The sequence below is a fragment of the Vibrio sp. UCD-FRSSP16_30 genome, assembly GCF_001676025.1.
Lineage (GTDB): Bacteria > Pseudomonadota > Gammaproteobacteria > Enterobacterales > Vibrionaceae > Vibrio.
The window spans coordinates 24854-46497 of the sequence record NZ_LZFW01000017.1 but is presented as its reverse complement, the minus strand read 5'-3'; the positions used below and the strand labels follow the sequence as shown (position 1 = coordinate 46497).

At 42.5% G+C, this 21644-nt stretch carries 17 protein-coding genes and 2 pseudogenes; 8 read left to right on the top strand and 11 right to left on the bottom strand.

The window, feature by feature from the left end:
* A pseudogene (gene istB / locus A9260_RS09355) lies at nucleotides 1-219 on the top strand (IS21-like element ISVch3 family helper ATPase IstB); the annotation flags it as partial.
* Here the strand turns inward: istB and A9260_RS09350 are convergent.
* The 3 genes from A9260_RS09350 to A9260_RS09340 form a co-directional block, all read right to left on the bottom strand.
* Nucleotides 207-524 carry a hypothetical protein gene (locus tag A9260_RS09350; protein ID WP_068698356.1) on the bottom strand — a complete coding sequence of 106 codons (318 nt, stop codon included), beginning with the start codon at nucleotides 522-524 and terminating at the stop codon, nucleotides 207-209. The pseudogene istB and the gene A9260_RS09350 sit on opposite strands and share 13 nt — an antisense overlap.
* Complete coding sequence (locus tag A9260_RS09345; protein WP_068698355.1) at nucleotides 521-1054, bottom strand: plasmid mobilization relaxosome protein MobC; 534 nt, start codon at nucleotides 1052-1054, stop codon at nucleotides 521-523. Before A9260_RS09345 ends, A9260_RS09350 begins: the two co-directional genes overlap by 4 nt.
* Nucleotides 1055-1800: 746 nt before the next feature.
* Complete coding sequence (locus tag A9260_RS09340; RefSeq protein WP_156684032.1) at nucleotides 1801-2112, bottom strand: hypothetical protein; 312 nt, start codon at nucleotides 2110-2112, stop codon at nucleotides 1801-1803.
* A 186-nt stretch (nucleotides 2113-2298) separates the two neighbouring features.
* Here A9260_RS09340 and A9260_RS16695 point away from each other — a divergent pair, with 186 nt between their 5' ends.
* The gene (locus A9260_RS16695) at nucleotides 2299-2511 is read left to right on the top strand and encodes a helix-turn-helix domain-containing protein (protein ID WP_082957104.1); all 213 of its coding nucleotides are present in this window, start codon (nucleotides 2299-2301) and stop codon (nucleotides 2509-2511) included.
* A 373-nt stretch (nucleotides 2512-2884) separates the two neighbouring features.
* On the opposite strand, the gene A9260_RS09335 is transcribed toward A9260_RS16695, so the two are convergent.
* A complete protein-coding gene (locus A9260_RS09335; RefSeq protein ID WP_197485274.1) occupies nucleotides 2885-4495 on the bottom strand; it encodes a recombinase family protein in 1611 nt (536 codons plus the stop codon).
* A gap of 63 nt (nucleotides 4496-4558) precedes the next feature.
* On the opposite strand from A9260_RS09335, the pseudogene A9260_RS09330 reads away from it, so the two are divergent.
* Nucleotides 4559-4816: pseudogene (locus tag A9260_RS09330) on the top strand (carboxypeptidase M32); the annotation flags it as partial.
* A gap of 4 nt (nucleotides 4817-4820) precedes the next feature.
* Here the strand turns inward: A9260_RS09330 and A9260_RS09325 are convergent.
* The 5 genes from A9260_RS09325 to A9260_RS09305 form a co-directional block, all read right to left on the bottom strand.
* Nucleotides 4821-5666, bottom strand: coding sequence for a GGDEF domain-containing protein (locus tag A9260_RS09325; protein WP_068698347.1), 846 nt, complete (start codon nucleotides 5664-5666; stop codon nucleotides 4821-4823).
* Nucleotides 5667-5933: 267 nt separating this feature from the next.
* On the bottom strand, nucleotides 5934-6422 hold the full coding sequence (locus A9260_RS09320) for a porin family protein (RefSeq protein WP_068698345.1): 489 nt from the start codon (nucleotides 6420-6422) through the stop codon (nucleotides 5934-5936).
* Nucleotides 6423-6496: 74 nt separating this feature from the next.
* Nucleotides 6497-10402, bottom strand: coding sequence for an ATP-dependent RNA helicase HrpA (hrpA, locus tag A9260_RS09315; protein WP_068698343.1), 3906 nt, complete (start codon nucleotides 10400-10402; stop codon nucleotides 6497-6499).
* Between the two features lie 125 nt (nucleotides 10403-10527).
* The gene (locus tag A9260_RS09310) at nucleotides 10528-11922 is read right to left on the bottom strand and encodes a MipA/OmpV family protein (protein ID WP_068698341.1); all 1395 of its coding nucleotides are present in this window, start codon (nucleotides 11920-11922) and stop codon (nucleotides 10528-10530) included.
* A 106-nt stretch (nucleotides 11923-12028) separates the two neighbouring features.
* A complete protein-coding gene (locus A9260_RS09305; RefSeq protein ID WP_068698364.1) occupies nucleotides 12029-12718 on the bottom strand; it encodes a sulfite exporter TauE/SafE family protein in 690 nt (229 codons plus the stop codon).
* 140 nt (nucleotides 12719-12858) lie between these two features.
* On the opposite strand from A9260_RS09305, the gene A9260_RS09300 reads away from it, so the two are divergent.
* Nucleotides 12859-13317 carry a TerB family tellurite resistance protein gene (locus tag A9260_RS09300; RefSeq protein ID WP_068698339.1) on the top strand — a complete coding sequence of 153 codons (459 nt, stop codon included), beginning with the start codon at nucleotides 12859-12861 and terminating at the stop codon, nucleotides 13315-13317.
* A 15-nt stretch (nucleotides 13318-13332) separates the two neighbouring features.
* Here A9260_RS09300 and A9260_RS09295 read toward each other — a convergent pair whose 3' ends face one another.
* On the bottom strand, nucleotides 13333-13863 hold the full coding sequence (locus A9260_RS09295; protein WP_068698362.1) for a 3'-5' exonuclease: 531 nt from the start codon (nucleotides 13861-13863) through the stop codon (nucleotides 13333-13335).
* Between the two features lie 162 nt (nucleotides 13864-14025).
* On the opposite strand from A9260_RS09295, the gene A9260_RS09290 reads away from it, so the two are divergent.
* The 4 genes from A9260_RS09290 (at nucleotide 14026) to msrB (ending at nucleotide 20937) form a co-directional block, all read left to right on the top strand.
* Nucleotides 14026-14658 (top strand): DUF2760 domain-containing protein, encoded by a 633-nt coding sequence (locus A9260_RS09290; protein WP_068698337.1) that lies wholly within the window; start codon nucleotides 14026-14028, stop codon nucleotides 14656-14658.
* Nucleotides 14658-16502 (top strand): Hsp70 family protein, encoded by a 1845-nt coding sequence (locus A9260_RS09285; protein ID WP_068698335.1) that lies wholly within the window; start codon nucleotides 14658-14660, stop codon nucleotides 16500-16502. The genes A9260_RS09290 and A9260_RS09285 overlap by 1 nt, the downstream gene beginning before the upstream one ends.
* A gap of 66 nt (nucleotides 16503-16568) precedes the next feature.
* Nucleotides 16569-19373 (top strand): Hsp70 family protein, encoded by a 2805-nt coding sequence (locus A9260_RS09280; protein ID WP_068698333.1) that lies wholly within the window; start codon nucleotides 16569-16571, stop codon nucleotides 19371-19373.
* A 412-nt stretch (nucleotides 19374-19785) separates the two neighbouring features.
* Nucleotides 19786-20937 (top strand): peptide-methionine (R)-S-oxide reductase MsrB, encoded by a 1152-nt coding sequence (gene msrB / locus A9260_RS09275; protein ID WP_068698331.1) that lies wholly within the window; start codon nucleotides 19786-19788, stop codon nucleotides 20935-20937.
* A 233-nt stretch (nucleotides 20938-21170) separates the two neighbouring features.
* Here msrB and A9260_RS09270 read toward each other — a convergent pair whose 3' ends face one another.
* Nucleotides 21171-21644, bottom strand: coding sequence for a DUF2947 domain-containing protein (locus tag A9260_RS09270; protein ID WP_068698329.1), 474 nt, complete (start codon nucleotides 21642-21644; stop codon nucleotides 21171-21173).

Below are 21644 nucleotides of genomic sequence, written 5' to 3'. Positions count from 1 at the left end.
CAAGAGCATGCGGGTCACTTACTAGAAGTGCTTGAAGATCGTTATCAAAACAGCAGCACAATCGTCATCAGCCAATTACCCGTAAAGGAGTGGTACAACATGATCGGTAACGCTACCGTTGCAGACGCGCTAATGGATCGGCTCGTACACAATAGTCATCGAATAGAACTGGGAGGTGAATCAATGAGAAAACTGGCGCAATCCGATCACTTAGAGTAAAAATAAGAAGAGAGAAAAACGGCAGGATCTGGTGATCGGAATAAACCGAAACAGCTGATCGCAATCACCGGAATACGCAGTGTAACTGCGCGACGCGTTTTTGTTGATTTCAACATAGCATGTGCTTCTTCTATGCCCTCCGCGTCATTTCTTTCTTGAGCTGTAGCAAGTAATTGCCTTGCTAATACAGCTTCTTCGCGTTGCTCATCTGTTTGTGCTTGATATAAAGAGTGCACATAATCTGTAGCACTGGCCGCATGTGCGCCACTGCTACCGTCGTTTGCAAATACTCGAATCACCGTCATAACGTCGAATCCTCACGCAGACGTTTTAATAACAACTTTGTACTCAGCGACGTTTGCAATGTCGAAAACTCTGTCGATAACGCATCAAGTTGAGTAAGAACAGCAATAGCGTCCGCTGCGGACTTGTAGGTGTTACACCACTTAGCGAGTTGATTAACCAAAGAATTAAAGCGTACTAATTCTTGTGCTATGGCATTCAACTCAGTTGTTGGCATGACATGTATATTCACTCGTGTCATTGCCGACTCGACAGTCTGAGATAAACTTCGAGTAGTTAGGTCCGATTTATGCTGCCACAGCATTTTGTTTTCTATCGATGTACGAAGTTCAATGCGCGCTTTTTTGTCATTAAGATAGTACTGACAGAAAGCATCAAACTTTGCATCTTCAAATTGTGTCGATTCTTTAAGTGCACTCTTTGTGACTGCTTTACTGGAGATAATTAACGAATGCAATGCAGCGCTAAAAATCTCATGGTCGGATTCATTTTTTAAAAGTGAAAGGGCAACTGCCCTTGGAGTTGTGGACATAAGCGTTACCTTTGTTTTTTTATTATTGGTAAATAGCGACAGCACAAAGTGACATGCGAAGTCAGCATCAAGCTTGCAGCTTTGACGCAAAGACTGAATAGAACGGTTTGATTGAAAAACAAGCGATACGCAAGAGGTAATATCACAATGTAGATGTGATGAATAATGAAGTGCGCTTGTTAATGGCAGAGTTTTAGCGAGAAAACTCTCGCAAAATTGAAGGGTGAAACGATGTGATATTGAGTCTAGTTTAGTTCTAGTTTTTTCCGTTATTAGCATGAAACTTTTTATCTTATTTGATTAAGTTATCTCATACTGAACAGAAGAACTCAACATTTAATAAAAACTTTTTACTCTCTATCGATATCGAATATAATCCTAATTTATACATTATTTTATGCAATACAGCCAAATACTTTACAGCTTACCTAGACCTGTAAACCACGTTATTGAGTGTGAATGTGCGAGATTACGCGGTCTGGGCGCGTAGCTCAGGCGGTTCTTAGGTGGCAACCTAAGCAAGGTCTGAAGACGGAGAAATTTGAAAAATTTGTACGGCGAAAGAGTAACCTTGCTGTTCGCTTTTATCTTAATCTCAGCATCAAATATTAACGACAGAAATGTCAATTTAGTAGGTGGCAATTCTCCAGTATTTCACACGACTTACCCACTCAAAATCACTTCATTGAGAACAGAATAAAAATAGGCAACGAATACTCGTCACCCATTTTTGATACGATAATAGCTTAGTGTAAAGCATCATATTTGGATTGAAGATAATCCAAAGCGTTCGTCGCGAGACCATTTTTTTCATACCCCGAGAGTACACAACGCTGAAGAAACACCGTCATCGCACCAGACATATGGTAAGCCGTTTTTAACGATTGTTGTCTTGGAATGCTTCGTTGTTGTAAACGCATAAAAATAAGCTGCCTTAGCTCATTTTGATAATGCTTCCAGTCATAGTTTGATTCTTTAAATTGGTTGGGGGTTTCTAGTACATCTAGAATGCAACTAGAGCAATGTACTACCAGGCCTGCATAATTTGTCGTAGTCATAACATCCCTTACAAATCTGTTAAGTTGATTGAATTCTCTCCCTTTCTCTGTAGCAAAAAAAGGAAAGTTGCAGTACATTACACATCATTATTTACCATTAAATGAGCTAAACGCACGTTTACCGTGTATTTATAGTAACACTACAGAAGCTCATTACAAGTATTTTTTACACGGAAAACGTACACAATGAACATTAAATGCAACCTATCTCGAATTCTCGGTGAACGGAGAATGAAGATTTCAGATTTATCAAGAGAGACAGGGGTCCACAGGAACATCCTAACCCGTATCTATAACGAGACGGCTAATCGAGTCGACTTAGACGTAATTTCGGCAATCTGTATAAATTTGTCTATTGATGTTGGAGAGTTGTATGAAGTTTGCTCTAAAGATAAATAACGCACTAAAAAGTAGTTTTTGTGGCGAAGGACTGCTGCTCTGCCTGTAGGATCACAAATTTGGAGTTATGCTGACTATCACGGTTCTGGACAAAATCACTTAAGGAAAATATATATTAGCTATTCATGAATAACGGCAAGTATGGGAAAATGCTTAATCAGGATCAGGGATCAAATACTGATGGTACACTTCAGGTAAACTGTTACAGACTCCAGTTAATATAACGCAATCAGTCCCAACAATTGAAATCCAACTCAAATTAGTTCATGCAATGCCCTACTTCAACTCCGAGCTGCAACATCCTAAATATTCAGATAGCCTCCATCATTTCTTTACAAATTACAGCAGGTTGTTTGAACCTCTAAACTAAACACTAGCGAAATCTATCTTTTCTTAGTCGAATTTGAATAAATGCTTCACTTATATAACTTTTATTTTTTCTGTCATAGGTAATAGTAATTGGGTCAGAATTTTTAAAAATGACTGCGAGTGACTTAGCCTTAAAATCGATTATGATCTGGTCGACAATTTTCAATAACATTTGTTTCAGCTGAACTCTCAAATCTCCTGATTTAATGTCCTGACATTCATCGACTAACTGATTGAGCTTGATATGATCTTCACATCTAAGCTGAGGGGTTTCTGTTTCTAGTTCAGCAAGCTCATCTTCGAGTTTAATCTTTTCTTTTTCTAAGCTCTGTATCTTATCTTTCGCTTGAACTAAGAAATCGTTATCATTTATATCTAACAGTATTTCAAACATTTTCGTCAACTGAGTTTTTAAATCTCCTATTTCAGCTTTCTTTGAATCAATGCTGTCTAAGTCTATACTCTTCTCTTTTATTTCAGATGCTGAAATATTTGAAGCAACAGCAGATAAAAAGGCTTTTTCCAATTCAGACGCTTCAAAACTCTTACAGCAATCAAGAGTCTCCTTGTGCTTGCCACAGTGAAGTCTATAAGCCGTTTTTGTAAACTCCCCTTTTCGGTTATACTGTTTTTGCAATTGGGAGCGAACCGTTGTTCTACATACGCTGCAAACCACTTTATTTTTTCCATATGATGAGAGAAAGTATGTATTATTTCCGTACGATTCCCTGCTGTTTGTCCTTGAAGCTTTTGCTGCTTGAATCGACAAAAAGTTAGCTCTTGTTGTTATAGATGGGTAATACCCTTCTAATTCAAATTTTTCAATTATCTCTCTGCCATTTAGTAATGATTTCATCTTGAAGGCTTTAAGCCCGTATAATGCAGGATTATCAAGAATTTTGCGTATAGTTGTCACGCCCCATGAATCGCGTTTGTTAGAAGGTGTCGAATACCCATTTTCAGTTAAGTAACGAGCTATTTGATTCAAGCCTTTGTTATTTAAATACTGTTCGACTATCACTTTAACGGAATCACTATTTTCATTGAGCTCATAACCATTTGGGGTTTTTGATATCCAATACGGAGTTGAACCAGCTACATCACCACTACCATCGAGCTTGAACTTCTTAACTTGTTGCTTAATAAAAGCTACAGAGCGCTTTTGTTTAGTCAACGACTCATCATGAGCACGTATCATCAAAGCAAGAGGTTGTATAAATTGTAAGGGTTGTTCTCGCAGAGATTGTTGGCTATAAACTTGTTCATCTATAGCGGTGACTATCGTAATCCCGCGATTTACCAGACTCAAAAACAAAGTTTGTGCTGACAAAATGTCTTCCCGACTAAGGCGATCAAGAGATTCAATAATTAAGACTGACCCTTCATCTACAAGACCGCTTTCGACTGAACTCATAAACAGACCTAACGCACCCCGTTTAAGATGCTTAGCATGAAACGCAGATAATCCCTCATCCGTCATAATCAATTCATCATTTATTTTCAAACCATATTTTTTGGCGATGTTCTTTGCATATTCTGCCTGACGTTCGAGTGAGCCTCCTTTTCTCTGTTCAACACTTGAGAATCGATTGTATAAATAAACTTGAGCTGCCATCTGAAATCCATTATCCATTTTAACAAAACCAATATACATGCAGGATACATTTAACACTAGGGCGATGGAAGTTTCGGCTACTTCCCAAGCTACACCCTAGGCGCGATGTATGCAGCGCAATTTATGGCGGCAATGAAGAAAACAGTCAATGTTGATGGTGTAATTGAAAGCGGAGACCTTTCTCCTATTTTTACATGGTTATCGGATAATATCTGGAGTAAAGGCAGTTCATTAACGACGGATGAATTGGTAAAACAAGCAACCGGTGAAACACTTAATGCTCAGTTCTTTAAAGATCATTTAAAGAACCGTTATCTATAAGCTATTAATCAAAAGAAAGACTATCAAAGTGGCAGCGGTTATTCCTGCCACTTTGTTTAACGAAATACAAAGCTTTATCTGCCTCAACAAATAAGGCATTAAACTCCGCCTTGCCAGTATGATCTATCGTGGTTGCGCCAATACTCAAAGTGACGTCAACATGAGTGGTTTCTAACTCAAAACTGACCGGTTTTTGCAATCGCGTCATAACCTCAATCACTTCGGTTTTATTGGTGTTTGGGCAAAGAATAATAAACTCATCCCCTCCCCAGCGCGAAAGCAAATCATAGCTACGAACTTGTTTTCGCAAGTGATCAGCAACCGCGATTAAGGCTTTATCACCCACCTGATGCCCATAATTATCGTTAACGCTTTTAAAGTAATCGATATCAATCAAAATAAGAGAGGTATTGGCTTTGTTTCGTTTTGCGCGAGAAAGCTCCGTTTTAGATAGGCTCTCAATCGCGCGCTTATTAAATGTATTTGTCAGAGGTTCAATTTCAGCAATACGATTTTGATGTACAAACATCTTGTGAACGCCAAAGGTCGCTAAAATCAACCCGCTAATGGACAATATATCACCCACAAATATCTCCAAAAACGCACTGTCATGAAGAATATGTTGCAGCTCTGCAGCTTGCTCAAGACACTCAAAAAACTCTCGAATCAAGATACACAATAAACCCAGTGTAATGGTGATATCTAATGTTTTGCGGCCAAAAACGACAATTCCGGTGATTAGAGTAAATGACAAGGACTCAAGTAAAAAATCAGTAAGGTTTATAATCTCGAAACTAAAGAAGATAAATATTGGAATGCAAATAGTGGGCAAAATAAGAAGGTAGCTCATATCAGGTCACCTCCTTGACTAATCGAGACTGAAATAATACACATAATAATTTTATGGAAATCACTGTATTACAATAATTTACAATACCTAATGAGCATATCGTTTCATAAGTATAAGTGCAAATAGAGTCTGGTTTTTAGCCGTTTTTACTCGGTAATAATTACGGCTAAAAGGGCTAGATAAGAGAAATGTGCTAAATACAAAACATTAAACAAAAAATGCCCCATTTAGGGGCATTTAAATTAAAGACTGATTGATCAATATTTCTTATAAGAAATGGAAAGTCGCATTTAACGTATAAGTATCAACAGCATCATGGCTTAGTTCAAATCTTTGGTAACCTGCACCAACAGAAATCATATCCATAACAAAGTACTCAGCGCCTACGCCGTACATGATATTGAAGCCATCATCATCTTGCGCGCCTGCATTGCCACTCAAGTCGTATTGGTGAGCACCTAAACGTCCGTAAAGGTGAACCGGACCTAAATCAATGCTTGGTTTAATGCCTGCATAGAATGTTTGAAGCTCATAGTTTCCTACTGAATCATCAAATGATCCTAGGTTCCAGTAGCCGGCTTCTAAACCAATGATAGGTAAGATACCCGTACCAACATGAAACCCGAAGGTGGTGTTGTTATCACTTTTAAAAGAAGACTGCCCTACTGAGCCACCTGCGTATAGCCATGAGTCCGCAGCGGCCATTGATGACGCGCCCATTAGGCCAATTGCAAGTGCATATTTAACGTACTTCATTCTAACTTCCTGTTTTGTTACTGCTTTTGAATCATATTATTATGTATCACAAATGAGAGTTTCGCAGTAAAGATTTACACATTTTGTATCGCATTTCGTATTCTCTTATCCGATATAGGATAAGGAGTACCCAATTGTTGAGCAAAAAAGCTCACCCGCAGTTCTTGTAGCATCCAATGAATCTCTTTAACAGACTCAGGTACTACCGCCCCTTTGGGTATTTTGTTCTTCAATTCTTGATATTCTTTAGCCACCGCTTCTACTTTTAGAATATGCAGTCGGTCGCGATTAGGGTCGATTGGCAGTTTTTCCATTCGTCTTTCAATTGCGCGCATGTATCGCAAAATATCAGGCAATTTTTTCCAACCACAATCGGTGGCAAAACCGCGATAAATAAGCCCTTCCAGTTGCGCTTTAATATCCGATAGCGCAAAAGCCATGCTTAAATCAACGCGACCTTTCAGCTTTTTATTAATGCTAAATGCAGTGGTAAGAATGGTTTCCACTTGTTTAGCGATATCCACGACTGTATCACCAAGCTCTGCACGAACATGTTCTTTTAAGGCTTCAAACTGTTCGGCTTGCCAAACCAATCCGCCACGCTCTTGAATCAGTTTATCCACACCACAGGCAATACAATCATCAATCAAATCTAAGACTTTACCGTATGGGTTAAAGTACAAACCAAGCTTTGATTTGTTCGGTAGATTTTGATGCAAATATTTAACCGGTGACGGCACATTCAAAAGCACTAAGCGGCGCTGACCTGCTTGCATTGCTTGCTGCTGCTCATACTCAGTTTCAAACAGCTTGATCTCAACACTTTGCTTTGCATCAACGATGGCAGGATAAGCTTTCACCTGATAGCCACCACGTTTTTGCTCATACACTTTGGGTATTTCGCCAAAGCTCCAAGTGTGTAGATCTTTTTGCTCTATATCGTCATCAGCCACTTTAGACAGTGTTTGCTGAACCTTTTCTTTTAGCGAGTCTTTTAGCTCGTATAAATCCGCGTGCTCTTTTAGCTTACGGTGACGATGATCAACGGCGCGGAACGTTACTTTAAGATGATCTGGGATTTGTTCAATTCTCCAATCTTCTCTTAACACTTCAGTACCGGTCATACGGCGCAGTTCTTTTTCTAAACTGTCGAGTAACGGCGCTTCTAATGGGGTCACTCTTGATAAAAAGGCGTCCGCGTAATTGGGCGCAGGCACAAAATTACGACGTAAAGTTTTTGGCAGTGATTTAATTAAGCTGACCACAAGCTCCTGACGTAAGCCCGGGATTTGCCAATCAAAACCTTCCGGTTGTACTTGGTTTAATACCGGTAACGGAATGTGTACCGTGACACCGTCACTATCATCACCGGGTTCAAATTGATAACTAAGCTTGAGCTTCAAGCCGTTTTGATGCCAGAAGTTAGGGTAATCAAGCTCGGTAACATGAGAAGCATCACTTCTAAACAGCATTTCCTTTTCAAAGTTAAGTAACTCTGAATTGGTTTTACGCTCTTGATTCCACCAGCTATCAAAATGACGCCCAGAAATCGCTTCTGTAGAGACACGTTGATCGTAAAAATCAAACAACTCATCATCATCAACCAAAATATCACGGCGACGAGATTTGTGTTCAAGCTCTTCCACTTCTCGTAATAACTTACGGTTTTGCTTAAAGAAACTGTGTTTGGTTTCCCAATCCCCTTCGACCATAGCCGAGCGAATAAATAACTCACGACATAAAGGTGGATCAATTGGGCCGTAATTAACCGTACGTTTAGGGACGATTGGAATGCCATACAAAGTCACTTTTTCGTGAGCTTGCACTGCGGCAGGTTTCTTCGCCCAATGAGGCTCACTGTAGCTACGCTTAATTAAGTGCCCAGCAAGGGGTTCAATCCATTCAGGCTGAATTTTGGCAACAATTCGCCCCCATAGACGCGATGTTTCCACCAGCTCTGCGGTCATCACCCATTTAGGCTGTTTCTTAAATAACCCAGAGCCTGGGAAGATATGAAAACGCGCATTACGCGCCCCTTGATATTCGTTCTTCTCTTGATCTTTAACACCAATATGCGACAACATGCCACTAAGCAGAGCGCAATGCACCGCTTCGTAATTTGCCGGTTCTTGGTTTACTTTAATGTCTAATTCACGCAGTGACTGGTTTAACTGGAAGTACAAATCTTGCCATTCACGCACTCGCAAATAGCTCAAGTAATCTTGCTTACACTGACGGCGGAATTGATTGGAAGACAACTCTTTTTGCTGATCTTTCAGATAATCCCAAAGATTAACAAAACTTAAAAAGTCTGAGTCTTTATCAGCAAAACGGCGATGCTTTTCATCAGACGCTTGCTGCTTGTCACTTGGGCGTTCTCTTGGATCTTGAATCGATAAAGCAGACGCAATCACCATCACCTCTTTTGCACATCCCAAACGAGGCGCTTCAATCACCATGCGACCTAAACGAGGATCAATAGGTAGGCGAGCTAATTTGCGACCAATGCCTGTTAAGCGTTTACGAGGATCGGTTACCGAACCATTAATTGCGCCTAACTCTTCAAGTAGACGCACACCATCTTGGATATTACGACGATCTGGCTTTTCGACAAAGGGGAACGCTTCAATGTCACCAAGCCCTAGTGCGGTCATTTGCAAGATAACCGAGGCAAGGTTGGTTCGCAGAATTTCCGGATCGGTAAACTCTGGACGCGATAAGAAATCTTCCTCATCGTACAGACGTATACAAATACCTTCCGCTACACGTCCACAACGACCCTTACGCTGATTGGCACTGGCTTGAGATACAGGTTCAATAGGCAATCGCTGAACCTTAGTGCGGTACGAGTATCGACTAATACGGGCGCTACCTGGATCAATAACATAGCGAATACCCGGTACGGTCAATGAGGTTTCTGCCACGTTGGTTGCTAGAACAATACGGCGACCAGTGTGAGACTGGAAGATACGGTTTTGTTCAGAGGAGGATAACCTTGCGTATAACGGCACCACTTCCGTGCTGCGAAGATTACGTTTGGTTAACGCATCCGCGGTATCACGAATTTCTCGCTCACCATTCATAAAGATCAGGATATCCCCTAACCCTTCATCACACAGCTCATCTACTGCATCAAAAATACCTTGCAGCTGATCTCTATCCTCATCATCGTCACCCGATAATGGACGATAGCGAGTATCCACAGGATAAGTCCGTCCCGAGACTTCAATGATTGGCGCGTTATTAAAGTGCTTTGAAAATCGCTCAGGATCGATGGTTGCTGAGGTGATGATGACTTTTAGATCGGGGCGCTTTGGCAAGATATTGCGCAGGTAACCCAATATGAAATCGATATTAAGACTGCGTTCGTGCGCTTCATCAATAATGATGGTGTCGTATTGGTTTAAGTAACGATCATGTTGGATTTCGGCCAGCAAGATACCATCGGTCATTAGCTTGATTTGTGTGTTTTCACTGATCTTATCGTTAAAACGAACTTTATAGCCAACAAACTCACCAAGCTGGGTTTCCATTTCCTCGGCAATACGACTGGCAACGGAGCGCGCCGCTAAACGTCTTGGCTGAGTATGACCAATCAGCCCGGTTTTACCACGACCCAGTTCGGCGCAAATTTTTGGCAGCTGAGTGGTTTTACCCGAGCCTGTTTCACCGGCGACAATCACGACCTGATTATTGGCAATGGCTTCGCTAATTTCGTCACGCATTTGGCTGACGGGTAAAATTTCTGGGTACTCAATGGTCGGCATATTGGCGCAACGCGCCTGCACCGTCATCATTGATTTAGCAATATCTAAGGCTATTTCATCAAATACGGCATTTTTAGCGCCCTCTTTATTGATGCGACTGGCACCTTGAATGCGTTTAGAGAGGCGAAAACGGTCTTTAATCATGCACTCTTTAAGTGCTGATTTTAATGAAGAAGCGGTGTTTGTCTGTTTTTGAGGATGAGATTGGGTCAAAACAATTCCGAACTGATAACGATTGAAAGGTAGAACTGGATAAATTGTATCACAACAACCATAAAAAAAGCGCAGACCATTTTGCCTGCGCTTTACTTGTTGTATTCAAAAACGATTAACTCACACTAAAAATCAAATTGAACGTACACAGAGTTGTAGTTACTGCCGCCTTTAATGCGTCCATATTGCGACGATTTTTCAAAGATGGCCGAGCGATGGTGAATGGAATAACCAAGCCATACATTATCAATTGAGCGCGCGTTAAACATTGAGCCTAAGTTGACGTCCAAAGAGAAATCCAAGTAATTGAGGAAATTATTTGGCTCTTTGCCTTTAGTAGCAAATTCGTTCTTCTCTAGTGAATTGATCTTAGAGGTATAAGACATCCCCTCAGCAACACCAAAGCGCCAATCAAACGGCCATGTAAAAGTATAATAAGCTTTGATGGCTAAGATATATTCTTGGCTAGAAGCTTGATCTTGATGACTCCAATGCCAAGCAAAACCTGGGGTTAAGTAAATATCCAGTGGCAATCCAAACAAGCTATCCGTCAGTGGATGACCATAAAATAACGAAGTCAGTTGGCTGTTGTATGGATCATCTTCAATCTCTCCACCGATGATATCGCCAAGATTGGATGGCGTACCCCAGCCATGGGCAATTCTTAAATACGGTTTATTCGATAGGTGAGATTTACGCTTTTTATCAGGATCATTGAAAAAACCAATCCCTAAGTAGTATTCCGTCTGTAACTGGTCATCAATAACCGCAGAATGTTCAGCGTTATTATCCAACATATGCAGATTTACAGCGCCAAGCAGATACAGATTTGAGATAACATGATAATTGGCGCGAATACCAGCAAAGTAATCCACCCCTGCATCGATATCTTCAAAACCTAGAGCGTAATAAGCGCTGTTAAAATCACTACTTTTTAAACGAAGTGAGGCGTGGGGTTGCAGCGTTAAACTGCCAAATGCGTATTCGCCTTCTGTGCCTAGCGTGGTATACCAATTACCGTGTTTATCCGTCATTAACTCCGAATAGGCAAACCAATCCTCACTATACTGATATTCGCCGCGAAGCCCCATATCCAAGGCATCGGCGCCATACGCATTTTGAATTTCAGCGGGGATATCAACAAATCGAAGGCGACCCAATAACGATACATTCCAATCACTGTCTTTAGGGTTATAAACATAGCCCCCAATGGTGAGTCCCTTTACATACACATAATCATTTTCAAAATAAAGCATAGGGATAAAGGTGGTGACACGCTCGGCATCATCAAGATCGAGCCCATTGACATAAGGGACAGAAGCGGAGCGTACCACCCCGGCAAGACCCCAAGTTTGTTCAGGGTTTTGAGATTCTAATGGGGGCTCTGTTTGTGTTTGTGCTCGCGCCGCGGTTGCTAATGGCTTTTCTTCAACCGTTTTTTCTGCCTTGTTTTCCGCCATGGCAGGTGAAAGAGCAACTAATAAAGAGGCCGCAAGTACCCTTGGTTTAACTGTATTCATAGAGTCCTTTCATAAATAAGTAGTGTTCAAACTAAAAACCACTATTTATTATAGGTTTACATCTATGAAATGTGACAGTTTATTGCAAGTTAAGATGATTTTTTTGTTAGCAAATACCCTGCCAAATCGCATAACTGCCACTGACTAAACACAATAATAACGAAATGCGCCTCATCCACTGTTTAGACAAATACGCCACACTGCGCGTTGCCGCCCAATAGCCCAGCATGGCACTGGGAATAAGCGGTAAAGTTAACCCTACGTGTAGCATGGTAAATCGCCCAACCGCAAACAGTACTGCCAGAGAAATAAACGAACTGAACACAAAAAATGCGGATAAATTGCCTCTGAGGCTATTGGCTTCCTGATGCTGTAGCAATAACGCCATTGGCGGGCCACCGATCCCCGAGCTTGTGCCCATGAAGCCCGACAAAAAGCCGGCAACTAACATTCGATTTGGTGTTGGTTCTAAGCGATACGGTAATAAACTAATCATAACGGCTAATAAAACGAAGATACCCAGCGCCAGTGATAACATACTGGCAGAGACATACAATAGAATCATGCCTCCTAATACAGAGCCAGGAACTCGTGCATATAACGCCAGTTTTAATCCGCCAAGACTAATATCAGTACGATACTTGAGAGCATTAAACAGCGAGATACACAGCCCCACCAAACAGATGGGCGCAGGAATGTAATCCATAGAAATATGAAACAGTAACGGCGCTGAAACTATGGCTAATCCAAAGCCGATGCTAGTCTGAACAAACGAGCCAAGGAAGATTAATAACATGGCTAATAAGGTTGAGGTTTCAAATAAACCAAGCGTGTGCATGGCAACTCCAAAGTAGTTTTGCAAAATTCGTTATTGACTTCATAGCCTCTCCTGCTGCATAAAATGATGAGTTAAATCACAACGCAAAGGTAAATCGCATGTTCAATACGCTTCAATCTCTATTTAAAAAGCTATTAGATGGCAACGATCTCGCCAGTCATACTCAAGCTCAGCCAAAGCTCGCGATTGCCGCTTTATTGTGTGAAGTTACCGCAGCCGATCATGCACAAACAACCCAGGAGCTCACGGCTGAAGTTCAAATGCTGCAAAAACTGCTTGATATGACAAAGGAAGAGGCAAGCAAATTGTTAGACAATGCTCGGCAACAAACAACACAATCTGTGTCACTCTATGATTTCACGTCTCAGCTAAGAGACTTACCTCGCCCACAAAGAAATGAGCTGATTAAAGCGATGTGGACAGTTGCCTACGCTGATGGTGTGCTTGACCCTATTGAAGAGTCAGTCATCCGAAAAGTGGCAGAGCTTATTTATGTCGATCACAGTGACTTTGTGAAAACCAAGCTAGAGATCCAAGAAACGCAATTAAAAGATTAGCGATTAAAAGACAGCTTAAAGCATCGTAAGAGCAAGTTTTGCCAAATTATAAGCGTCGGCATAACCTGAGTGTTGTCGACCTTCCCACTCAATATTGACCGCTTCTTGCGCCGCTTTATGCCCAATGCGTTTTTCTTTTAGGCGATGTTGCATGCGATACAAGGTCGCTAAATTGACGAACTCAACAAACGGAAAATCGATGCCTTTAGCAAGGCATTCATTTCTAAAAATAATGTCGTCACGTCCCCAACTGGCGTAGATTTTATTTGGGCCACCAAAGTTTTTAATCATTGATTGCATCACCGCTTGCAATGGACGCCCTTGCTTTTCAACGGTTCTCGGGGTGATGCCCGTCAATTCCACACAAAACTTAGACACTTCGTCTTGCTCTGGTTTCACGTAATATTGGGCACGTTTAACAATTTTTTGCTTAGCGAGATCAATCTCAGCTAAGCCAATTTCGATGATTTCACCAGTTATGCCCTTGCCGTTTTCATTCCAGCAACACATTTCTAAATCAAAACAAACAACTCGGTTATAGTTCATTAAATCTTGTTCATAAGCGGGTTTAATTGTCGCTAAGTTTACCTTAATTTGACACACTCAAACACTAACTAAATTCATTTAACACCTTGAATTTCTCTTTATTAGCCCGCACATTTAGAGCAATTACCTTTTTCCATAACCTTATCTAACGAGACTGAAATCATGATCATCGACCTATCCGTGCCACTGACCACGTTTGATATGCTTCATGCAGGTTTGGCCGCATCAAGTGTAGTCCTGCTGATTATCGCAATTGCACGTAAGCCAAAGACCATCGAAAAAATTGTAGAAAAGCCGGTTGAGAAAATCGTCGAAGTTGAAAAGCCTGTCGAAAAAATCATTGAAGTAGAGAAAATTGTTGAAGTTGAAAAAGTGGTTGAGAAAGTCGTTGAAGTAGAGTCAAAACTCAAAACTGCCTCAACGGATTCCGCGCTACAACTGTTGTCTCTTTTGCAACAAGAAGCTCGCCTTATCGACTTCCTAAAAGAAGACATCTCCTCTTTTGCCGATGACGAAGTGGGCGCAGCTGCACGTGTTATTCACAGTGGCGGACAAAAAGTACTGAAAGATTATGTTTCACTTTCTCCAGTACGTGACGAATCAGAAGAAAGTAACATTCAAGTTGTTGAAGGCTTTGATCCTCAACAAATTCGCTTGGTGGGTAACGTAACAGGTCATGCACCTTTTAACGGCGTACTCATCCATAAAGGTTGGAAGGCTGATAAAATTGAGCTTCCAAAACTTGCAGAAAACTATAACGCAACAATTATTGCGCCAGCTGAGGTTGAGCTTTAATGACTGAATCTTCAAAATATATCGTTGGTATCGATTTAGGTACGACTCACAGTGTGCTGTCATTTGTTGATAAACAACAACAAGATGCCAAAGTACAAGTAATGCCTATCGCCCAACTCAGTGCGCCAGGTCAGGTGGAAAGCCTAAATCAACTGGGTTCGTTTATCTACCAACCCAGTGAGCACGAAATGGGCGCAGGCTCTCGCACGCTTCCTTGGACGCAATCACCAGAAGCGTTGGTTGGCTCGATTGCCAGAAAATTAGGCAGCAAGACCCCTATTCGTTTGGTTGCTAGCGCAAAGTCTTGGCTTGGTCACTCAGCGGTTAATCGCCGTGAAGCCTTCCTACCAGCTGGTAGCCCAGAAGAAATCACAAAAATCTCGCCACTGCGCGCGACAGAGCTGTATTTAGAGCACTTAATGCAGGCGTGGAATCATCAGCACCCAGACAACTTATTACAAGATCAAGATGTCACCATCACCGTCCCAGCTTCGTTTGATCCTGCGGCGCGCGATCTTACCGCAGAGGCGGCGCGTAATCTTAATCTGCACCATCTGACCTTGTTAGAAGAGCCACAAGCGGCGCTGTATAACTGGATTGAGAAAACCGGTGATGATTGGCGCAACCAACTGAGCTTAGGCGATGTGGTGTTAGTGGTTGATGTGGGTGGCGGTACGACCGATTTATCACTCGTAGCTGTTACGGAAGAAGATGGCAACTTAACGCTAGATCGTGTCGCGGTCGGTGAGCATATATTGCTTGGCGGTGACAACATGGATCTTGCCTTAGCTTATCGCATCAAAATGAAGATGGCCGAGCAAGGTAAAGAACTGCAACCTTGGCAAATTCAAACCATAGTACACGCTTGTCGTGATGCTAAAGAAGCGCTGCTGAACGATAAAGAATTGAGCTCAGTACCGATCGTGATTCCTAGTCGCGGCTCAAAGCTTATGGGCAGTACGCTAAAAACAGAACTGACAGCAGAAGAAGTGCAACAAACATTGGTTGATGGTTTCTTCCCTGTGGTGGACATTAATGAGCATCCAAAACAAGCTCGTCGCGGTGCATTAACTCAAATGGGTTTACCTTACGCGCAAGACGCTGGTGTCACTCGTCATATTGCCGCTTTCCTTAGCAAGCAAGCCGAATCTACCTCAGATGTGTTTGGCGGTATGTTTGGCTCTGATAAACCAGATTTTGTTAAACCAACCGCGATTTTATTTAATGGTGGCGTACTCAAAGCGGACACATTATCAGAACGCTTATTTGAAGTGATTAACCTTTGGCTGTCAGGCGCTGATGCACCGGAAGCGAAACTTCTACTTGGTTCTGATCTGGATTTAGCCGTGTCATCAGGCGCGGCTTATTACGGTCAAGTGCGCCTTGGTAAAGGGGTTCGCATTCGCGGCGGTATCGCATCGAGCTATTATGTTGGCATCGAAAGCGCCATGCCGGCTATTCCAGGTATGGCTCCGCCTATGGAAGCGCTTTGTGTCGCGCCATTTGGTATGGAAGAAGGCTCTGCGGCAGATGTACCGAGTCAAGAATTTGGCCTTGTGATTGGTCAACCTGTGCATTTTCAGTTTTATGGATCTAGTGTGCGCCGTGATGACAGCGCAGGTACACACCTAGATTACTGGCAAGATAGTGAACTGGATGAACTGCCGGAAATTCAAGTTACTTTGGATGCTCAAGAAGGCCGACAAGTGGGCGAAATTGTCGCGGTAAAACTGGCATCTCGCGTCACCGAGCTTGGCACCTTATATCTTGAAGCTATCGCCCAAGACAATGGCCAGAAATGGCACGTAGAATTTAGCGTCAGAGAAGAGTCCCCTTCTCTTTAATCGACAATCCTGCAACAGCACTGAGTCATTCAGTGCTGTTTATTCTATTCTGGCTTTGAGTTAATTATGGCAACCTCAACAAAATCTCGCTTTCTCGTCGGCATCGATCTTGGTACCACCAATACCGTGGTCGCCTTTTGTGAAAACAGTGACCCTCTCAAAGAATCACCGTTACAGCTGTTTGAAATTGATCAATTAGTCGGTCAAGGAGAAGTCGCTCGTCGCCCGCAATTGCCTTCATTTCGCTTTCATGCAACTGCTGAGCAATTTTCCCAAGATGCTCTGCAACTGCCCTGGACGCAGACAGCCATTGACGGTGATATCGAACATGTGATCATCGGTGAATGGGCTCGCGAGTTGGGCTCTCAAGTAGAAGGTCGACAAGTTTGCAGTGCCAAGAGTTGGCTCTCGCACAGCAATGTTGATCGCGAGTCTGAGATTTTACCTTGGGCAGGCGCAGACGATGTAGAAAAAGTCTCCCCTGTGATTGCCAGTGCCAGTTACTTAAATCATATTCGACATGCGTGGAATCACCGCAACCCAAGCCACCCTTTAGAAGAGCAGGAAGTGGTGATTACCGTCCCAGCCTCTTTTGATGAAACGGCGCGTAACTTGACGCTAAAAGCGGCAAAACTGGCCAATCTAGGTCAAGTGTTATTACTTGAAGAGCCACAAGCGGCTTGCTATGACTGGTATGCCCGCTTTGAACAACAAGATAATCCCGATCTTTCCGATATTCCACTGATCCTAATTTGTGATGTGGGTGGCGGTACGACTGACCTTAGCTTAATTAAAGCCAACTATACCGATGGCCAGTTAAGCCTGAGCCGTATTGGTGTGGGTGAGCACTTGATGTTAGGGGGTGACAATATTGATTTAGCGCTGGCGCACATCAGCGAGCAAAAACTCAATAGTAAAACGCCGATGAAAGCCCAAGCATTAGGCAAACTCATCTCGCAAACCCGCGCGGTAAAAGAAACCTTGCTCGGACTTGATGCGCCAGAAGAAGGCAAAGTGACCATTCTTGGCGGCGGCTCACGTTTAATTGGTGGTGCGCGCAGCGTGGCCATCAGCAAAACAGAAGTGCAACAACTAGGGTTAGAAGGGTTTTTCCCAAGTGTTGAACTTGACCAATTACCAAGCCAAAAACGAAGTGCGGTTGTTGAATTTGGACTGCCGTATGTTGCCGATCCTGCGGTAACTAAGCATGTGGCTCAGTTTCTTACCCAGCATCAGTCAGCTTGCGAAGATGCTCTTAACACCCAAAATGGCAACGCGATACCCGTCGCACTATTGGTCAATGGCGGCGCATTTAATAGCCCATTAATCAAACAGCGTATGCAATCGGTACTAGAGCATTGGCGTGGTGATGCCATCACCCTGTTGGATAATCCTCATCCAGATTATGCGGTTGCTTATGGCGCGGTTGCTTACAGCAAAGCTCGTCGCGGTGCACAGTTAAAAATTGGGGGTGGTAGCCCCCGCTCTTACTTTTTACACCTGCCAAGTAAAAAGAGCCAAGCATTGTGCTTACTTGGTAAAGGCGCAGAAGAAGGCACTGAAATCCGCCTAACCGGAAGACGCTTTGCTCTGACCTTAGATCAGCCTGTGCGCTTTAACTTGCTCACCACCACCGTAGACTCGTTAAGTGACTCTTCCATTCCTAACAATGGCTCACTGCACGCCGTTGATAGCGATTTAATGCAAGCCCTGCCGCCGTATGTCGCGTCACTTGATAGTGGTCATGATGATCATCTGTCGGAAAATCAAAAACGCCGAGTGGAAGTACAGCTAAGCAGTAAACTTACCGAAGTTGGTACTTTGCAACTTGAATGTGTCGACATCAATAACGATGAAAATCGCTGGCAAGTTGAGTTTGAAGTACGCAATCAAAAAACGGTAGAAGAGCAGGAAATCTCTGTTAGTTTACAACACTCTAAGACGCTGATTTCCACACTCTATAGTGGCAGTAAAAAACAAACCGACACCAAGGAAATCAAACTGTTACCTAAACAGTTAGAGCGTAACCTAGGTAAGCGTGAACAGTGGGATCTCAGCACCTCTCGTCATCTGTTTGATGCTTTTGCTTTAGGTAAAAAACGCCGTCGCCGCTCAGAGCCACACGAAAAAAATTGGCTGAGACTGGCTGGATTTAGCTTACGACCGGGTTTTGGCGATCCTGTCGATTCATGGCGTATGGAACAAGTATGGCCTTTATACCAACAAGGTATTCAGTTTAAAAATCAGCAAGGTTGGAGTGATTGGTGGATATTCTGGCGTCGCGTGAGCGGTGGATTAAATCAACAGCAACAAGAGACTATTCTAGGTGATATTGCCAAGTATCTTCATCCAGGCGCGCTAAAAAATCCGCAATCGGCAAAAACAGCCCATGAACACGGATATGAAGCGATGGTGCGTCTGTCCGCTTCCTTAGAGCGACTGCATTTCGACGATAAAACTTTGCTGGCAAATTGGTTTATTAGCAAAGCAACCAATAACGAACAGTATCGTGATGCACACTGGTGGGCATTAGCTCGCCTAGGCAATCGACGTCCATTATATGGCAGTCAGCACAATGTCATTCCAGTTAAGGACGTGCAAGCTTGGGTGGTGCGTCTGCTAGAGCTTGATTGGAATAAACAAAGTATGGCAGCGTTTGCAGCAGTAATGATTGGCGGTAAGACAGGCGATAGAACCCTAGACATTTCAGCCGAACTTCGCGCTGAGATCGTGGCTAAAGTAACTAAAAGTAAAGTCCCACAAACTTGGCTTCATTTATTAGAAACTAGAGAAGACTTTAATCAAGAAGAAGCACAAAAGGCCTTTGGCGATACTCTGCCAGCAGGTTTACAACTGCTTCGAGACGAGTGATTCTCACTCTTTAATGGGTACTAGCCCTCACATATATGGCTAATAAAGACAGTGGTTACCCTGATATGGTGACAGGGTAACTCACTGTATAACCCTTCATTTAAACTTATCCTCCCTTCTAGGGCGAACGCATGAGTGAATACTTATCGACCAATCATGCGCATCATCTCCACAAGACGCCGTGAAATCATCCTTGATGGCTTCATCGTGGCATCCATGCCACAAATCCATATTACAAAGAGTTGTTCCGATAATGCACATGATTTTGCTCAAATAACGTTCGTAATCTCACCCTATCCTCTCTTCCCTTCGTATATCCTAAAATTAATAATAATTTTATTGCCATGAAATTTTTTTGGTGCTGAGACTTTCTAATAGGAAGACAACTCTGGTAAGGACTACGAGGTTTTGTATGAAACGACTGTATAGCGCACTTTTAGCGATTGTGATTGCTTCCCCCTTTATTTGGATGGTATCTGCATCCTCTTTAGCAAAAGACAATAAATCACCGCAAACAATGGACACAGCCAGCAACATTGAAACCGCAACTCTGGCTGGTGGATGCTTTTGGTGTACAGAATCTGACTTAGAAAAATTACCTGGCGTAATCAATGTCGTGTCGGGTTATGCCGGTGGCACACAGAAAAACCCAACCTATAAGCAAGTATCATCAGGAAAAACTGACCATATCGAAGCTATTCAGCTCACGTTTGACGCTGATAAAGTCAGTTACCGACAAGTGCTTGATCAACTGTTTCGTCATATGGATCCCACCGATGATCAAGGATCGTTTGTTGACCGAGGTCGCCATTACCGCCCTGCTGTCTTTTATCACAATCAGCAGCAATACGATATTGCCTCAAAATTTATTAAAGACGTTGATGCATTAGGTGTATTTAAAAAGCCTTTAAAAACTGAGCTGATTCAATACAACACATTTTGGGATGCGGAAAATTATCACCAAGATTATTACAAGAAAAACCCAATCCGATATAAATACTATCGCAATGCGTCAGGCCGAGATGATTATCTAGATGCAATTTTTGGTGAAGACAGAGAAACCAATGGCGTCACCTTAATTTCAATGATTGATGCTTCATCTGCGCAAACTCAATCTTCTAGCACTCAGCAATACAACAAACCCAGTGATGCGCAGATAAAGAAACAACTGACTGAGCTTCAGTATTACGTCACCCAAGAAGAAGGGACTGAAAGACCATTCAAAAACCAATATTGGGATAATAAGAAACAAGGTATTTATGTCGATATTGTCTCCGGAGAGCCACTGTTTAGCTCAACCGATAAATACCGCTCTGGTACAGGTTGGCCAAGCTTTACCAAACCAATAGACGAGCAGTTTATTACCGAGCACAAAGACAAGTCTCTGTTTTACACTCGCATAGAACTAAGAAGTCGCTTTGGTGACTCCCATTTAGGACATGTATTTGAAGACGGCCCTGAACCAACCGGTTTAAGATATTGTATTAACTCCGCTTCTTTAAAATTCATACCTAAAGAGAAGTTAGCTGAAATGGGATATGAGCAGTATACATCACTGTTTTAGCACTGCATTTAGCCAACCATCGGTAACATAAGTATGTGATGTTTTAGCGTCAATGTACTCAAACCACAAAGCACTGTATAAAAACACAGTAACCGAGGTTTTATACATTAACTGCCAAAATTAGAGCAAGCTGTAGTCTATAAGCTCAGCATAAAAAACGGGCAGTAAGCTAATTGTTAGCTTACTGCCCGTTTCAATTTGAATCTCCGAAAATCAATTCAAATGATTCTAAACTAAGGACGGTTACCTAATTTAACTTGCCCGTCAGTGTTAAACCACAAGGCTTGTTTACGGCGACGGCCGAGTAGGATTGGGCCATCATCGAAGAATAAGAAGTTCTTCCAATGTTTTTTGAATGTAGCCCAAGTTGTTTGTACTACATTGTATTTTTCGTAGCAAAAATAGATGGTGACATCATCTTGCCAATCAATGTGTTCGGTGATTTCCGTTGGCAGCTCTTCGTTATCCGACTCCCATCGGCTCATCCAATTTACTGAGTTGGGCCAGTTTGCATCTGTGGTTGGCCAGTCTTGGCTGCTCATGCGCTCGGCATCTGGGCTTTGCTTGCTGACATTGTCTTTCCAGAATTGCGCACTTTTAGCTTGGCTCATAGGCTGAATCGCAGCTAAATCCTGCTCTGGAATTGGCATTGATTGGTGGGTAAAGATCCACTTACGTGAATAGTCATCTAAAGATATATAGTCCAT

Coding starts and splice junctions, on each gene's coding strand:
- A9260_RS09350 (WP_068698356.1), bottom strand. CDS start 524: ATGACGGTGATTCGAGTATTTGCAAACGACGGTAGCAGTGGCGCACAT.
- A9260_RS09345 (WP_068698355.1), bottom strand. CDS start 1,054: ATGTCCACAACTCCAAGGGCAGTTGCCCTTTCACTTTTAAAAAATGAA.
- A9260_RS09340 (WP_156684032.1), bottom strand. CDS start 2,112: ATGACTACGACAAATTATGCAGGCCTGGTAGTACATTGCTCTAGTTGC.
- A9260_RS16695 (WP_082957104.1), top strand. CDS start 2,299: ATGAACATTAAATGCAACCTATCTCGAATTCTCGGTGAACGGAGAATG.
- A9260_RS09335 (WP_197485274.1), bottom strand. CDS start 4,495: ATGGCAGCTCAAGTTTATTTATACAATCGATTCTCAAGTGTTGAACAG.
- A9260_RS09325 (WP_068698347.1), bottom strand. CDS start 5,666: ATGAGCTACCTTCTTATTTTGCCCACTATTTGCATTCCAATATTTATC.
- A9260_RS09320 (WP_068698345.1), bottom strand. CDS start 6,422: ATGAAGTACGTTAAATATGCACTTGCAATTGGCCTAATGGGCGCGTCA.
- A9260_RS09310 (WP_068698341.1), bottom strand. CDS start 11,922: ATGAATACAGTTAAACCAAGGGTACTTGCGGCCTCTTTATTAGTTGCT.
- A9260_RS09305 (WP_068698364.1), bottom strand. CDS start 12,718: ATGTTATTAATCTTCCTTGGCTCGTTTGTTCAGACTAGCATCGGCTTT.
- A9260_RS09300 (WP_068698339.1), top strand. CDS start 12,859: ATGTTCAATACGCTTCAATCTCTATTTAAAAAGCTATTAGATGGCAAC.
- A9260_RS09295 (WP_068698362.1), bottom strand. CDS start 13,863: ATGAACTATAACCGAGTTGTTTGTTTTGATTTAGAAATGTGTTGCTGG.
- A9260_RS09290 (WP_068698337.1), top strand. CDS start 14,026: ATGATCATCGACCTATCCGTGCCACTGACCACGTTTGATATGCTTCAT.
- A9260_RS09285 (WP_068698335.1), top strand. CDS start 14,658: ATGACTGAATCTTCAAAATATATCGTTGGTATCGATTTAGGTACGACT.
- A9260_RS09280 (WP_068698333.1), top strand. CDS start 16,569: ATGGCAACCTCAACAAAATCTCGCTTTCTCGTCGGCATCGATCTTGGT.
- msrB (WP_068698331.1), top strand. CDS start 19,786: ATGAAACGACTGTATAGCGCACTTTTAGCGATTGTGATTGCTTCCCCC.
- A9260_RS09270 (WP_068698329.1), bottom strand. CDS start 21,644: ATGGACTATATATCTTTAGATGACTATTCACGTAAGTGGATCTTTACC.